This is a genomic window from Pseudomonas sp. KK18 (genome assembly GCF_037094675.1).
GTDB lineage: Bacteria > Pseudomonadota > Gammaproteobacteria > Pseudomonadales > Pseudomonadaceae > Aquipseudomonas.
In genome coordinates, this window is sequence record NZ_CP146605.1 from 6197701 (window position 1) to 6212068 (window position 14368).

The window sequence follows — 14368 nt, forward strand, 5'->3', positions numbered from 1 at the left end:
CCGGGGAGAACCTTGGGTGGGCGTCGGTAGGTGGCTAATGATAAGCCACCTGGCGCGGGTTCGTCTGGAGCACACCGATCAAATGTGGGAGCTGGCTTGCCTGCGATGGCGTCGGTACAGCAAACATCATTGTTGACTGGCCCACCGCTATCGCAGGCAAGCCAGCTCCCACACAGTGCACATCTGTCTCAGGTAATAGGCGCCGGATTGAACAACGTGATGTCATTGTGCAGCTTGTGCTGCTCCGCCCATGTCTGCTTCTTGCCGCTGGCCACGTCCAGATAGAAGTGGAACAACTCCCAACCCAACTCCTCGATCGTTGCCCGGCCGGTGGCGATCCGCCCGGCGTCGATGTCAATCAGGTCAGGCCAACGCTGCGCCAGCTCCGTCCGGGTCGAGACCTTCACCACCGGCGCCATCGCCAGCCCATAGGGCGTGCCACGCCCGGTGGTGAACACATGCAAATTCATCCCCGCCGCCAACTGCAACGTGCCGCACACAAAATCACTCGCCGGCGTGGCGCAAAAGATCAGGCCCTTGCGATTGAACCGCTCGCCCGGGCCAAGCACGCCATTGATCGCACTACTGCCCGACTTGACGATGGAACCCAACGACTTCTCGACAATATTCGACAACCCACCCTTCTTGTTCCCCGGCGTAGTGTTGGCGCTGCGATCCGCCTCGCCCTTGGCCAGGTAGCGGTCGTACCAGTCCATTTCCCGCACCAGTTCCCGGGCCACGTCCTGGTTCTCGGCACGGGAAGTCAGCAGGTAGATCGCATCGCGCACTTCGGTCACTTCGGAAAACATCACCGTCGCGCCCGCCCGCAGCAGCAAATCCGAGGCATAACCCAGCGCCGGGTTCGCGGTAATCCCCGAGAACGCATCACTGCCGCCACACTGCATACCGAGGATCAACTCCGACGCCGGTACGGTTTCCCGCCGGCGCAGGTCGAGTTTCTTCAGGCGGGTTTCGGCCAGTTCCATGATCTGTTCGATCATTTCGGTAAAGCCGTGGCTGGAGTCCTGCAACCGATACAGCCATGGCTCGCTCAGGTCTACCGAGCTGTCGTTTTCATGCATCACCTGCCCGGCCTGCAACTTCTCGCAACCCAGGCTGATCACCAGGGCTTCACCGCCCAGGTTCGGATTGCGCGCCAGGTTACGCACGGTGCGGATCGGGATGTAGGCGTCGGTGGCCGTGATCGCCACGCCGCAGCCGTAGCTGTGGGTCAGCGCCACCACGTCATCGACGTTCGGGTACTTGGGCAGCAACTCGTCCTTGATGCGCTTCACCGCATGGTCCAGCACGCCCGTGACGCACTGCACCGTGGTGGTAATCCCGAGGATATTGCGCGTGCCCACGGTGCCGTCGGCATTGCGATAACCCTCGAAGGTAAAGCCTTCCAGCGGCGCCTGGGCCTCGGGCACTTCAGTGGACAGCGGCAAGCTGTCCAGCGGCGGCGCCGTGGGCATGCGCAGTTGATCTTCCTGCACCCAACTGCCGCGGGGAATCGGGCGCAGGGCATAACCGATGGTCTGGCCGTAGCGAATGATGCGGCCGCCTTCGGGGATGTCTTCCAGCGTCACCTTGTGGCTTTGGGGAATGAAATCCACCGTCACCAGGCCGTCGGGAAACTCGGTCCCCGCCGGTACGCCCTGGTCGTTGACCACAATCACCACGTTATCCAGCGCGTGCAAACGGATGGAGCGTGGCGAATCGGCATGTTCAATCAACTGCATGACGCGGGCCCCTTCAGGAATGCGCTTGGGAAAGTTTAGTCATCTCGGGGCCTTTGGCCGGCGGCTCTTTGAGCACTACACGCTTGATCGGGCCAACGATTACCAGGTAGCTGAACACCGCCAGCAATGCGTTGGCACCGACAAACACCAGCGCCCACTTGAAGGAGCCTGTGGTGCTGATGATGTAGCCGATCACGATCGGGGTGCTGATGGAGGCCAGGTTGCCGAACATGTTGAACAAACCGCCACTCAAGCCAGCGATTTGTTTCGGCGAGGTGTCGGACACAACCGCCCAGCCCAGTGCGCCAACGCCTTTACCGAAGAAGGCCAGGGCCATGAAGCCCACCACCATCCATTCGATGTCCACGTAGTTGCACGCGACAATGCTGCTGGAAATCAGCAAGCCACCAATGATCGGCGCCTTGCGGGCGAAGGTCAGCGAATGGCCCTTGCGCAGCAGGTAGTCGGAAATCACCCCGCCCAACACGCCGCCGATAAAGCCGCAGATCGCCGGCAAGGACGCGATGAAGCCGGCCTTGAGAATCGTCATGCCGCGTTCTTGAACCAGGTACACCGGGAACCACGTCAGGAAGAAATAGGTGATGCCATTGATGCAGTACTGGCCCAGGTACACGCCGAGCATCATGCGGTTGGTCAGCAACTGACGGATGTAATCCCACTTCGGGCCGTCGGTTTTCTTGCCTCTGCCCTTGTCCTGGTCCATGTCGACCATGGCCCCGTTGGCAGCGATGTGCTGGAACTCGGCCTCGTTGATCATCGGGTGCTGGCGCGGGCTGTGGATAACTTTCAGCCAGATCAGCGAGAACACGATACCGATGCCGCCCATCACCACGAACACATGCTGCCAGCCGAAGGTGTAGACGATCCAACCCATCAGCGGTGCGAACAACACAGTCGCGAAGTACTGCGCCGAGTTGAAGATCGCCGAGGCAGTCCCGCGTTCAGCCGTAGGAAACCATGCCGCCACGATGCGCGCATTTCCGGGGAAGGATGGCGCTTCAGCCAGGCCCACCAGGAAGCGCAACATGAACAGCGCAACGATGGCCGTGGAAACACCGAACTCACCGACATAGCCTTGCAGCACGGTGAACAGTGACCAGGTGAAGATACTCAGGGCGTAGACTTTTTTCGAACCGAAGCGGTCCAGCAGCCAGCCGCCGGGAATTTGCCCGGCCACGTAGGCCCAACCGAATGCGGAGAAGATATAGCCAAGGGTGACCGCGTCGATGCCGAGGTCTTTTTGCAGGCTGGAGCCGGCAATGGCGATGGTGGCCCGGTCGGCGTAGTTGATCGTGGTCACCAGGAACAGCATGAGCAGGATCAAATAGCGGACATGGGTCGGCTTGGTCGCTTGCATGAAGATGTACTCCCACTAATTATTTTTTTTGCGGGTAATCAAATTGTAAGCCTGTGGCGGGCACGGACCCGCCACAGGGTGCAGCCGTTACGAACCGATGTAGCTGGTTTTCACCACGGTGTAGAACTCTTGCGCATAGCGACCCTGCTCACGCGAACCGTAGGATGAACCCTTACGGCCGCCGAATGGAACGTGGTAATCCACACCGGCAGTCGGCAGATTGACCATCACCATCCCGGCCTGGGAATGACGCTTGAAGTGGTTGGCGTATTTCAGCGAGGTGGTGGCGATACCGGCCGAGAGGCCGAACTCGGTGTCGTTGGCCATCGCCAGCGCCGCCTCGTAATCCGCCACGCGCACCACGTTGGCCACCGGCCCGAAGATCTCTTCACGGCTGATGCGCATCGCGGCTTCGCTGTCGGCAAACAGCGTCGGCGCGAGGAAGTAGCCTTCGGTGTCGCAGGTCACCAGCTCACCGCCGCTGACCAGCCGGGCGCCTTCGCTCTGGCCGATGTCGATGTACTTCAAGTCCTGGTCCAGCTGGGCCTGGGAAACCACCGGGCCGATGTCGGTGCCGGTTTTCAGGGCGTGGCCGACCTTGATCGACTTCATCCGCTCGGCCATGGCCGCGACGAACTGGTCGTGAATCCCGGCGGTGACGATAAAGCGGCTGGACGCGGTGCAACGCTGGCCGGTGGAGTAGAACGCGCTCTGTACCGACAGCTCGACGGCTTGCTTGAGGTCGGCGTCGTCGAGAATGATCTGCGGGTTCTTGCCGCCCATTTCCAACTGCACCTTGGCCTGGCGCGACACGCAGCTGACGGCGATCTGACGACCCACGCCCACCGAGCCGGTGAAGCTGATGCCGTCGACTTTCGGGCTGTTGACCATGGCATCGCCGACCACACGGCCGCTGCCCATCACCAGGTTGAACACACCGGCAGGGAAGCCGGCGCGGGAGATGATTTCGGCCAGGGCCCAGGCGCAGCCCGGCACCAGCTCAGCCGGCTTGAGCACCACGCAGTTGCCATAGGCCAGGGCCGGGGCGATCTTCCAGGCCGGGATGGCAATCGGGAAGTTCCACGGCGTGATCAGGCCAACCACGCCCAACGCCTCACGGGTCACTTCAACGTTGACGCCCGGACGCACCGACGGCAGGTAGTCGCCGGACAGGCGCAGGCATTCACCGGCGAAGAATTTGAAGATGTTACCGGCGCGGGTCACTTCGCCGATGGCTTCCGGCAGGGTCTTGCCCTCTTCCCGGGCCAGCAGGGTGCCGAGTTCTTCGCGACGGGCGAGGATTTCGGTGCCGACTTTATCCAGCGAATCATGACGCGCCTGGATCCCGGAAGTGGACCACGCCGGAAAAGCAGCGCGCGCAGCGTCGATGGCCGCGTGGACCTGGGCGAGGTCAGCCTTGGCGTATTCGCCAATGACATCAGACAACTCCGACGGATTGATGTTGGCCGAGTAGTCGGCGCCGGCAACCCACTGGCCACCGATGTAGTTTTCAAAACGCTTGGCTTGGGACACGAATTCTCTCCTGACGCAAAAAGCCGCTGATTACTCAGCGGCCTTGGTGATGGGTTATTGCGCGCCTTGCTTGTCGATCAACGCGGCCAGGGCTTCGTATTCTTCCGGCAGCAGATCGGTCAGCGGCGTACGCACGGGGCCTGCGTCGTAACCGACGATTTTCGCCCCGGCCTTGACGATGCTCACCGCGTAACCGGCCTTGCGGTTACGGATGTCGAGGTACGGCAGGAAGAAGTCGTCGATGATCTTGCCGACGGTGGCGTGATCTTCCCGGGCAATGGCGTGGTAGAAGTCCATCGCGGTTTTTGGAATGAAGTTGAACACCGCCGAGGAGTACACCGGCACGCCCAGGGCCTTGTAGGCAGCGGCGTAAACCTCTGCAGTCGGCAAGCCGCCCAGGTAGCTGAAACGGTCACCGAGGCGACGACGGATCGACACCATCAATTCAATGTCACCCAGGCCGTCCTTGTAACCGATCAGGTTCGGGCAGCGCTCGGCCAGGCGTTCCAGCAGCGGCGCGGTCAGGCGGCAGACGTTGCGGTTGTAGACCACTACACCGATCTTGACCGACTTGCACACCGCTTCAACGTGGGCGGCAACCCCGTCCTGGCTGGCTTCGGTCAGGTAGTGCGGCAGCAGCAACAGGCCTTTGGCGCCCAGACGCTCGGCTTCCTGGGCGTACTCGATGGCCTGGCGGGTGGCACCGCCGACACCGGCAAGAATCGGCACGCTGGTGGCGCAGGTATCAACGGCGGTTTTCACCACTTGCGAATATTCGCTGGCCGCCAGGGAGAAAAACTCACCGGTGCCGCCAGCGGCGAACAAGGCGGTAGCGCCATAAGGGGCCAGCCATTCCAGACGCTTGATGTAGCCCGCCTGGTGGAAATCACCCTGGGCATTGAAATCGGTCACCGGGAAAGACAGCAGACCGTGAGAGAGGATGGACTTCAGTTCTTGTGGATTCATTATTCGAACACCCTGGGCGAAGACTTTCTGTTGTGAGATTACGGATGGTTATCTTGATGTCGTACGTCATCGTACAACTATAAAAATATTCGTCAACTGCAATTCATCGCCGCCCTTCTCGATTGCTGCTTTCTTGACGTAGGAAGTTTTTCCTCTATGCTCTGAATAACTGTATATACGTACAGTTATTACGGAAGATTCCTACGACATAGCAAGGAGCTAACATGTCAGATCTTGAACTCGCCACACCCGTGAAAACCCCGCCAACCCTGCGTTTTGAAGGCGGCGAACACACCGCCATCGGCGACGACACCCTGTTGCGTTTCGTCAAGGACGCCCCGCCGATTCCCGCCCGGCAGGTCGAATTGCACCTGCCCAATGGCCTGGCGCTGAGCTACGGCCAGATCATCGCCCTGGGCGGTGATTTCTATGGCATCCCCGGGCGCCCCATCAACGAAGGTACATCGCCCGCTGATCGTGTGCAGCGCTTTACCGATGCATTCAACTCGCTGGCGGTATTGCCAGCATCACGGGAAGAAGCGGGCAAGATCCTCGCGGTGATGCAAAAGGAGATCAATGCGGTCAACCAGGCGATCAAGGATGGCAAGCAACCCCATGAAGCCTATGACGCGCTGGGTGACACCTTGTCCGAGGAATGGAACCGCATCACCGGCGGCGGCAGTGCCGTCTCGGCGCTGATTCCACTGGGGCGCTACCTGAAACTGGCGGCAGACAATGCCGACCACTTTGGCGAATGGGCTTTGGCGGCCTATCTGGCGGGGCATACGGCAGCCTTGCAACAAGCCGTCGTGGCGCATCAGACCGGCACCGACCAGGCGCTGGAACTGGCCTATGCCATGAACAGCTTTGCTGATCACTTTTTGACCGATCTATTTTCCGCCGGGCACCTGCGGGTACCGCGCAAGCAACTGGCGGCAGTGGTGACACCGGGCGAACTGGGATCGCTGATCAGCCGCTTCATGCACGATGAAGACAGCAAGTTCGGGCTCAATGTGCGCAACGCCCTGGGCGAGCAGTGGCATGCCTACGGTGATAAACGCTATTTCGACAGCAACGATGCGGCCAACCGCGCCATGGTCAAACGCGCCGTGCAGGCCTCGGCCGATGAGATCTTCGAAACGTTTATCAGCGGCATGGCGCCCTCCCCGGCCAACTTCAAGGCACCGCTGTATGTGCCGGACCTGAACGCCGCGCAGAACCCGGCGAACAACTTCTCACCGCTGTTCAAGGCTGAAGGCGACAAGGTGCTGCGACGCAAGGACGTCAACAACCTGAACGACAAGCAGTGGACCAATGACTGGTGGGGTTGGAGCACGTATCTGCTGCTCAAGGACTACAAGCCGAATCAGCCGGCCTGAAAGACGTGAGTTAAGCCTCGCGCATTAACCTGTGGCGAGGGAGCTTGCTCCCGTTGGGCTGCGAAGCAGCCCCGGCAAGAACACGGGGTTCTTTCAGACAGAACTCGGGGCAATGGATTTTGGGGCCGCTGCGCGGCCCAACGGGAGCAAGCTCCCTCGCCACAATGAGCTTTCAAGCCACACGCTTACGTCCAGCCTGGAATCAACCGCGCTGCGCTTCCGCCTCTTCATGGGCATGGCGCAGCCGCTCACGGCTGTTGGTCAGGTGCAACCGCATGGCCGCCCGCGCCGCATCCGAATCCTGGCGCGCGATCGCCTCATAGATCTCTTCGTGTTCGCGGCTCAGGCGGCTCATGTAGTGCTGCTGGTCATCATGGGCCAGGCGTGCCGAGTTCAGCCGCGTGCGCGGAATGATGCTGGTGCCCAGGTGGGTCATGATGTCGGTGAAGTAGCGGTTGCCGGTGGACAGGGCAATCTGCAGGTGGAACTGGAAGTCCGACGCCACCGCATCACCGGCGTGGGCCGCACTTTCGTTCAGCGCATCGAGGGCAGCGCGCATGCCGGCCAATTGCTCGTCGCTACGGCGCTGGGCGGCGAGCCCGGCAGACTCCACTTCCAGGCTGATCCGCAGTTCAAGGATGGCCAGCACATCACGCAGGGTGACGACAGTGGCCGGATCAATCCGGAAACCGCTGGGGCTTGGCGTATCCAGTACAAAAGTGCCGATGCCATGGCGGGTTTCTACCTGCCCGGCGGCCTGCAATCGCGAGATGGCTTCACGCACCACGGTGCGGCTGACCCCATGGGCGTCCATGATCGCCGACTCGGTGGGCAGTTTGTCGCCACGTTTGAGTTGGCCGTCGCGGATCTGCTCGGACAACACCGTGACCAATTCCTGGGCAAGGCTGCGGCGCTTGCGGGGAAGACGAGGGGCGGCGCTGGAGTTTTCCATGATGAATCATCTATCTCGGCGATCTGAAGCACGCATGATAGCCCATGGCGGTTGTACGATCACCGTCCTGTCATGACTTTCATCTATAACCGCCGGGGTTTTCGCCAGGCAAAAAAATGCCCCGGCATCACCGAGGCATTTTCAACGCTGGCCCGAGGGCCCGCGCCTTGTTACTTCACCACTTTCAGACTCGGCCGACCGCTTGGACGCGGTGGCTCGGAATCCGGCGGCGGCACATCATCTTCGCCTTCGAGTTCGATCGCTTCGTCATCCTCAAGGGAAGACTCCAGATCAAACACCATGCCCTGGCCATTTTCCCGGGCGTAGATCCCGAGGATGGCACCGATGGGCACGAACAGCGTATGCGGCACACCGCCGAAACGCCCTTCAAAGCTGACCGCTTCATTGTCCATGTGCAGGTGTCGCACGGCACTGGGTGAAACGTTCAGGACGATTTGTCCGTCACTGGCAAAACCTTGCGGTACCTGAACCGCGGGAAACTCGGAATTGACCAGCATGTGCGGGGTGCAATCGTTGTCCACTATCCACTCATAGAGCGCGCGGACCAGGTAAGGTCGACTGGAGTTCATCAACGGCTCCTTAAGCCTTAGCGCATATCGCGTTCGACACCAGACAGACTCGCCTGGAAAGCCTCACGCGCAAACTGGCGCTCCATGTAGTCAAGCAGCGGCTTGGCAGGCCGCGGCAGTTCTATGCCCAAAATCGGCAAGCGCCAGAGTATGGGTAATAGGCAGCAATCCACCAGACTTTGTTCCTCGCTGAGGAAAAAAGGTTTGTCGGCAAACAACGGCGAAACACCGGTCAGGCTCTCGCGCAATTCCTTGCGCGCCTGAACCCGGGCCGCTTCCTTGCTGCGTGAATCCAGAATCAGGTCCACCAGGCCACACCAGTCACGCTGGATCCGATGGATCAGCAGGCGGCTGTTGGCACGCGCCACCGGATACACCGGCAGCAACGGTGGATGGGGATAACGCTCATCCAGGTATTCCATCACCACGGTTGACTCCCACAACGCCAGGTCACGATCGACCAGGGTGGGCAAGCTGCCGTAAGGGTTCACTTCGATCAGTTTCGGCGGGTGACGTCCCACCTCCACACTGATGATCTCTGCGCTGACACCCTTCTCTGCGAGCACGATGCGTACTCGGTGGGAATAGTGGTCGGCGGGGTCGGAGTAACAGGCCAACCGATTGGTCACGCCCATGGCGGTCCTCCTCGCTTGTTGAAATTATCGGAAGCTCAAAAACGAGCGCGCCCAGTGAGCATCTCCGTGACGCCTGGATAAACCAGACTTACCTTCAGAGATGCCGCTGGGCGCGCAAGATTAACAGCAATTACTTACGGTTGGATCAATGCACATCCTTCCAGTATTCGCGTTTCAGCAGATAGGCGAACACGAAGAAGAAGGCCAGGTACAGCAACACATAGGTACCAATGCGCTGATGCTGCAGCTTCACTGGGTTGGCCGAGTAGGCCAGGAAGGTCACCAGATTCTTGACCTTCTCGTCGAACTGCTCTTCGTTCAGCGTGCCGGTCTTCGGCACTATGGTCAGCTGATCGCACGCTTCATGAGTCAAAGGCGTACCGGTGAGCGGATCATACTGCTTCTTGCCGTCTTCGACGATTTGTACTTGCTTGCATCCTACCACTTGGCGACCTTGCAGGCCGACCAGAACGTTAGGCATACCGACGTTCGGGAACACTTTGTTGTTCACGCCGTAGGGACGCGTCGGGTCTTCATAGAAGGATTTCAGGTAGCCATAGAGCCAATCGGTGCCACGCACACGGGCCACCAGGGTCAGGTCGGGCGGTGCAGCCCCGAACCAGGTCTTGGCGTCGGCCGGTTGCATGCCGATGGTCATGTGGTCGCCGATCTTCGCCCCGGTGAACACCGAGTGGCTCAGCATCACGTCATGGGGAATGCCCAGGTCGTCGGCCACTCGCTCGTAACGCTGGAACTTGGCGCTGTGGCAGCCCATGCAGTAGTTGGTGAACGTACGCAGCCCGTCCTGCATTGCGGCTTTGTCCGACACGTCGATGTCGACTTTTTCCAGCTCTGGGCCGTGTTCAGCGGCGAAAGACAGCAGCGGCAGGGCCGCAAGAATGAATGCAACGAATAATTTTTTCATCAGCCAGTCACCCTTTCCGGTACCGGTTTGGTCTTCTCGAGCCGGGTATAGAACGGCATCAGAATGAAGTAGGCGAAGTACAGGAAGGTGCAGACCTGCGACAGCAACGTACGCTCCGGGGTCGGCGCCAGTACGCCCAGTACACCCAGGATCACGAACGCAATGCAGAACACCCACAGCCAGATCTTGCTCAGCCAGCCCTTGTAGCGCATGGACTTGACCGGGCTACGGTCGAGCCACGGCAGCACGAACAGCACTGCAATCGCTGCGCCCATGGCGATAACGCCCATGAGTTTGTCGGGAATCGCCCGCAAGATCGCGTAGAACGGAGTGAAGTACCAGACCGGGGCAATGTGTTCCGGGGTCTTGAAGGCGTTCGCCTGTTCGAAGTTCGGTTTCTCGAGGAAATAACCGCCCATCTCCGGGAAAAAGAACACGATCGAGCAGAAGATGAACAGGAACACCACCACACCGACGATATCTTTCACGGTGTAGTACGGGTGGAACGGAATGCCGTCCAGCGGTACGCCGTTTTCGTCCTTGTGCTTCTTGATATCCACGCCGTCGGGGTTGTTCGAACCCACTTCGTGCAACGCCAGGATGTGCAGCACTACCAGACCCAGGATCACGATCGGCAAGGCCACCACGTGCAAGGCGAAGAAGCGGTTCAGGGTGATCCCGGAGATCAGGTAGTCACCGCGAATCCACTGGGTCAGGTCGTTGCCGATGACCGGGATCGCACCGAACAGCGAGATGATCACCTGGGCGCCCCAATAGGACATCTGGCCCCACGGCAGCAGGTAGCCCATGAAGGCCTCGGCCATCAGTGCCAGGTAGATCAGCATGCCAAACACCCACACCAGCTCGCGGGGCTTCTGGTACGAACCGTAGAGCAGGCCACGGAACATGTGCATGTAGACGACGATGAAGAACGCCGAGGCGCCGGTGGAGTGCAGCAGACGCAGGATCGAGCCGTACTCGACGTCGCGCATGATGTATTCGACGGAGGCGAAGGCTTCTTCGGCCGACGGGGTGTAGCTCATCGTCAGCCAGACACCGGTAACGATCTGATTGACCAGTACCAGAAGTGCCAGGGAGCCAAAGAAATAGAAGAAGTTGAAATTCTTCGGTGCGTAGTACTTGCTGAGGTGGTCTTCCCACATCTTGGTCGCGGGGAAGCGCGCATCCACCCAATCCATGAACTTGCTCATCAGGCTTTCTCCCCCTCGTCGACGCCAATGACAATGACACTGTCAGTCTCGTAGTGATGTGGCGGAACTGGCAGGTTCAGTGGTGCGGGTTGTGACTTGTAGACGCGGCCAGCGAGGTCGTAGTGAGAACCGTGGCACGGGCAGAAATAGCCCCCGACCCAGTCCTTGCCCAGGTCCGCGGGCGCCACTTCCGGGCGGAAGGTGGGAGAGCAACCCAAGTGGGTGCAGATACCGATCAGCAGCAGAATTTCCGGCTTGATCGAGCGAATTTCCTTATCGACGTAAGCGGGTTGGTCGGAATTCTTCGAGTCGGGGTCGGACAGCTGGCCCTCGATCTTCTTCAGATTTCCCAGGATTTCCTCGGTACGACGAACGATGAACACTGGCTGACCGCGCCATTCAGCAATCATTTGCTGGCCTGGATCGATCTTGCTGACATTCACCTTCACCGGTGCACCTGCGGCTTTCGCCTTGGCACTGGGAAACCATGACCCCACGAACGGGACCGCAGCCCCCACCGCTCCTGCAGCACCCACCACGGATGTGGCTGCTACCAAGAAGCGACGCCGGCCTGCATTCACGCCGTCATTGCTCATTCAGTCCTCTCCCATCAGCTTTGTGGCCTGTTAAATCAGGCGTCTACTAAGTGTTAAATCTGAACTTATAAAAATTTTGCCGAATGGTAATGAAAAGCCCCACGTCTGACAAGGTAATTACCCCCGGCACTGGCTCCAAGCCTTTGAGTATAGGGGCTCTACGGATGTGGCAAGTTGTCACACAGATTTTTTTACATAAATAGCAGGCAATAAAAAACGCCCAGCTCCGTGAGGAGGCTGGGCGTTTTCTGGAACGTAAAAGCGAATTAACGCTTCGAGTACTGCGGACGCTTACGCGCTTTACGCAGACCAACTTTCTTACGTTCAACTTCACGAGCATCGCGAGTCACGAAGCCAGCTTTGCGCAGAGCGCCACGCAGGGTTTCGTCGTACTGCATCAGAGCGCGAGTGATACCGTGGCGGATTGCGCCAGCTTGACCACTTACACCGCCACCGATAACGGTGACGTAGATGTCGAACTTTTCAACGGTCTCGGTCAATTCCAGCGGCTGACGAACTACCATGCGGGCAGTTTCGCGACCGAAGAAATTTTCCAGAGTGCGGTTGTTGATCGAGATGTTACCAGTACCCGGACGCAGGAAAACGCGAGCGGTAGCGGTTTTGCGACGGCCAGTGCCGTAATTTTGAGTCGCCGACATAATGAACTATTCCGTTAAAACTTCAGTTCTTGGGGCTGCTGAGCAGCATGAGGGTGAGCAGCGCCCGCATAGACTTTCAGCTTGCGATACATGTCGCGACCCAGTGGGCCCTTCGGCAGCATACCTTTGACCGCGATTTCAATCGGGGCTTCAGGCTTTTTGGAGATCAGGCCTTCGAAGTTCGAAGACTTGATACCGCCTGGGAAACCGGAGTGACGGTAGTACATTTTGTCTTGCGCTTTGTTGCCGGTAACACGTACCTGCTCGGCGTTGATGATGACAATGTAGTCACCGGTATCAACGTGAGGGGTGTACTCAGGCTTGTGCTTGCCACGCAGACGGCTGGCGACTTCAGTGGCCAGACGACCCAGGGTCTGACCAGCGGCGTCGACGACAAACCAGTCGCGCTGAACTGTTTCTGGTTTTGCAGTAAAAGTTGTCATTCTTTAATAGCCTCAGGGGCCGCCCTGTAAATTAGACGGCGGATCTTACTGAATAGTGCGTACTTTGACAAGTCAAAGGCAGCCGGATACAGACGCTATCGGGGGCTCGGGTCGGCGCGTCCGTTCAACGGCAAGATTCTTCGGCAGGCGGCGCATCACTTCCACTGCAGAAAGAGGTGGGCAATTATGCAGATTGCCAAAAAAATTTCAACCTGCTTTTATGATTGTTTTCCCTGAAGGAGTACCCGATGGACTATCGACAGCTGGGCCGAACCGATCTGAACGTGAGCGCGATAGCCTTGGGCACCATGACCTGGGGCGAGCAGAACAGCGAGGCAGAGGCCTTCGCACAGATCGAACGGGCCAAGGCCGCGGGGATCAACTTCCTCGACACCGCGGAAATGTACCCGGTGCCGCCCAAGGCCGACACCTACGCCACCACCGAGCGCTACATCGGTAATTACTTCAAAAGCCGCGGCGACCGTGCCGACTGGATCCTCGCCAGCAAGATCGCCGGCCCCGGCAACACCATCGACTACATCCGCGATGGCAGCCTCAAGCACAACCGCAAGCACATCGCCGAAGCCCTGGACGCGAGCCTCAAGCGCCTGCAAACCGACTGGATCGACCTCTACCAGCTGCACTGGCCGGAACGCAGCACCAACTTTTTCGGCCAACTGGGCTACAAGCACAAGGCCGAAGAAGACCTGACGCCGCTGGAAGAAACCCTCGAAGCCCTGGATGAGCAGGTCAAGGCCGGCAAGATCCGCCACATCGGCCTGTCCAACGAAACCCCGTGGGGCACCATGAAGTTCCTGGCCCTGGCCGAAGCCCGTGGCTGGACCCGCGCGGTGTCGATCCAGAACCCCTACAACCTGCTCAACCGCAGCTTTGAAGTGGGCCTGGCGGAAATCGCCATCCGTGAACAGTGCGGTTTGCTGGCGTATTCACCGCTGGCGTTCGGCATGCTCAGCGGCAAGTACGAAGGTGGCGCACGCCCGGCCAAGGGCCGCCTGAGCCTCTATAGCCGCTTCAGCCGCTACTTCAACCCGCAGTCGGAAGCTGCATGCAGCCGTTACGTGGCACTGGCCCGTGAGCACGGCCTGGACCCGGCGCAGATGGCATTGGCGTTTGTAACCCAACAACCGTTCGTGACCAGCAACATCATTGGCGCCACGACCCTGGAGCAGCTGGACAGCAACATCGCCAGCGCTGATTTGAAACTGTCGGATGAGGTGCTGGCAGGGATTGAGGCGATTCAGAAGGATCATCCGAATCCTGCACCTTGATTGATCTCTAGACCGCCTTCGCGAGCAAGCCCGCTCCCACATTCGACCGAGTTCCACCTTTGGAATGCAG

The 14368-nt window shown here is 59.5% G+C and carries 14 protein-coding genes; 2 read left to right on the forward strand and 12 right to left on the reverse strand.

Translation table 11 applies throughout. The annotated features are described in order from the left end of the window. Positions 1–188 precede the first annotated feature (188 nt). From garD to kdgD, 4 genes are all read right to left on the reverse strand, one after another. Positions 189–1742 (reverse strand): galactarate dehydratase, encoded by a 1554-nt coding sequence (gene garD / locus V6607_RS28135; protein WP_088422717.1) that lies wholly within the window; start codon positions 1740–1742, stop codon positions 189–191. A gap of 13 nt (positions 1743–1755) precedes the next feature. Continuing rightward, positions 1756–3120, reverse strand: coding sequence for an MFS transporter (locus V6607_RS28140; protein WP_008437249.1), 1365 nt, complete (start codon positions 3118–3120; stop codon positions 1756–1758). 87 nt (positions 3121–3207) lie between these two features. Then, positions 3208–4653: an aldehyde dehydrogenase family protein gene (locus V6607_RS28145; protein ID WP_003216060.1), complete on the reverse strand. Its 1446-nt coding sequence runs from the start codon at positions 4651–4653 to the stop codon at positions 3208–3210. Positions 4654–4707: 54 nt separating this feature from the next. Continuing rightward, a complete protein-coding gene (gene kdgD / locus V6607_RS28150) occupies positions 4708–5619 on the reverse strand; it encodes a 5-dehydro-4-deoxyglucarate dehydratase (protein ID WP_003216058.1) in 912 nt (303 codons plus the stop codon). 224 nt (positions 5620–5843) lie between these two features. Here kdgD and V6607_RS28155 point away from each other — a divergent pair, with 224 nt between their 5' ends. Further along, positions 5844–6998: a hypothetical protein gene (locus tag V6607_RS28155; RefSeq protein WP_003216055.1), complete on the forward strand. Its 1155-nt coding sequence runs from the start codon at positions 5844–5846 to the stop codon at positions 6996–6998. Positions 6999–7200: 202 nt separating this feature from the next. Here V6607_RS28155 and V6607_RS28160 read toward each other — a convergent pair whose 3' ends face one another. From V6607_RS28160 to rplM, 8 genes are all read right to left on the reverse strand, one after another. After that, on the reverse strand, positions 7201–7950 hold the full coding sequence (locus V6607_RS28160) for a FadR/GntR family transcriptional regulator (protein ID WP_008437251.1): 750 nt from the start codon (positions 7948–7950) through the stop codon (positions 7201–7203). Between the two features lie 170 nt (positions 7951–8120). Beyond that, positions 8121–8540 carry a ClpXP protease specificity-enhancing factor gene (locus V6607_RS28165; protein ID WP_003216051.1) on the reverse strand — a complete coding sequence of 140 codons (420 nt, stop codon included), beginning with the start codon at positions 8538–8540 and terminating at the stop codon, positions 8121–8123. Positions 8541–8557: 17 nt separating this feature from the next. After that, on the reverse strand, positions 8558–9175 hold the full coding sequence (locus tag V6607_RS28170; RefSeq protein WP_003216049.1) for a glutathione S-transferase N-terminal domain-containing protein: 618 nt from the start codon (positions 9173–9175) through the stop codon (positions 8558–8560). A 145-nt stretch (positions 9176–9320) separates the two neighbouring features. Next, positions 9321–10100: a cytochrome c1 gene (locus V6607_RS28175; protein WP_003216044.1), complete on the reverse strand. Its 780-nt coding sequence runs from the start codon at positions 10098–10100 to the stop codon at positions 9321–9323. Next, positions 10100–11311 (reverse strand): cytochrome bc complex cytochrome b subunit, encoded by a 1212-nt coding sequence (locus V6607_RS28180; protein ID WP_003216042.1) that lies wholly within the window; start codon positions 11309–11311, stop codon positions 10100–10102. Before V6607_RS28180 ends, V6607_RS28175 begins: the two co-directional genes overlap by 1 nt. Next, positions 11311–11907, reverse strand: coding sequence for a ubiquinol-cytochrome c reductase iron-sulfur subunit (petA, locus tag V6607_RS28185; RefSeq protein ID WP_003216040.1), 597 nt, complete (start codon positions 11905–11907; stop codon positions 11311–11313). The genes V6607_RS28180 and petA overlap by 1 nt, the downstream gene beginning before the upstream one ends. Positions 11908–12173: 266 nt before the next feature. Next, positions 12174–12566: a 30S ribosomal protein S9 gene (rpsI, locus tag V6607_RS28190; RefSeq protein ID WP_003216038.1), complete on the reverse strand. Its 393-nt coding sequence runs from the start codon at positions 12564–12566 to the stop codon at positions 12174–12176. Positions 12567–12580: 14 nt separating this feature from the next. Further along, the gene (rplM, locus tag V6607_RS28195; protein ID WP_003216032.1) at positions 12581–13009 is read right to left on the reverse strand and encodes a 50S ribosomal protein L13; all 429 of its coding nucleotides are present in this window, start codon (positions 13007–13009) and stop codon (positions 12581–12583) included. 248 nt (positions 13010–13257) lie between these two features. Between rplM and V6607_RS28200 the strand changes: the two genes are divergently transcribed. Beyond that, positions 13258–14298, forward strand: a complete 1041-nt coding sequence (locus V6607_RS28200) for an NADP(H)-dependent aldo-keto reductase (RefSeq protein ID WP_008437253.1) — start codon at positions 13258–13260, stop codon at positions 14296–14298. Positions 14299–14368: the final 70 nt, after the last annotated feature.

Excerpts from the sequence above, each read along its gene's own strand:
- garD (WP_088422717.1), bottom strand. The coding sequence starts at position 1,742 with ATGCAGTTGATTGAACATGCCGATTCGCCACGCTCCATCCGTTTGCAC.
- V6607_RS28140 (WP_008437249.1), bottom strand. The coding sequence starts at position 3,120 with ATGCAAGCGACCAAGCCGACCCATGTCCGCTATTTGATCCTGCTCATG.
- kdgD (WP_003216058.1), bottom strand. The coding sequence starts at position 5,619 with ATGAATCCACAAGAACTGAAGTCCATCCTCTCTCACGGTCTGCTGTCT.
- V6607_RS28155 (WP_003216055.1), top strand. The coding sequence starts at position 5,844 with ATGTCAGATCTTGAACTCGCCACACCCGTGAAAACCCCGCCAACCCTG.
- V6607_RS28160 (WP_008437251.1), bottom strand. The coding sequence starts at position 7,950 with ATGGAAAACTCCAGCGCCGCCCCTCGTCTTCCCCGCAAGCGCCGCAGC.
- V6607_RS28165 (WP_003216051.1), bottom strand. The coding sequence starts at position 8,540 with ATGAACTCCAGTCGACCTTACCTGGTCCGCGCGCTCTATGAGTGGATA.
- V6607_RS28170 (WP_003216049.1), bottom strand. The coding sequence starts at position 9,175 with ATGGGCGTGACCAATCGGTTGGCCTGTTACTCCGACCCCGCCGACCAC.
- V6607_RS28175 (WP_003216044.1), bottom strand. The coding sequence starts at position 10,100 with ATGAAAAAATTATTCGTTGCATTCATTCTTGCGGCCCTGCCGCTGCTG.
- V6607_RS28180 (WP_003216042.1), bottom strand. The coding sequence starts at position 11,311 with ATGAGCAAGTTCATGGATTGGGTGGATGCGCGCTTCCCCGCGACCAAG.
- petA (WP_003216040.1), bottom strand. The coding sequence starts at position 11,907 with ATGAGCAATGACGGCGTGAATGCAGGCCGGCGTCGCTTCTTGGTAGCA.
- rpsI (WP_003216038.1), bottom strand. The coding sequence starts at position 12,566 with ATGTCGGCGACTCAAAATTACGGCACTGGCCGTCGCAAAACCGCTACC.
- rplM (WP_003216032.1), bottom strand. The coding sequence starts at position 13,009 with ATGACAACTTTTACTGCAAAACCAGAAACAGTTCAGCGCGACTGGTTT.
- V6607_RS28200 (WP_008437253.1), top strand. The coding sequence starts at position 13,258 with ATGGACTATCGACAGCTGGGCCGAACCGATCTGAACGTGAGCGCGATA.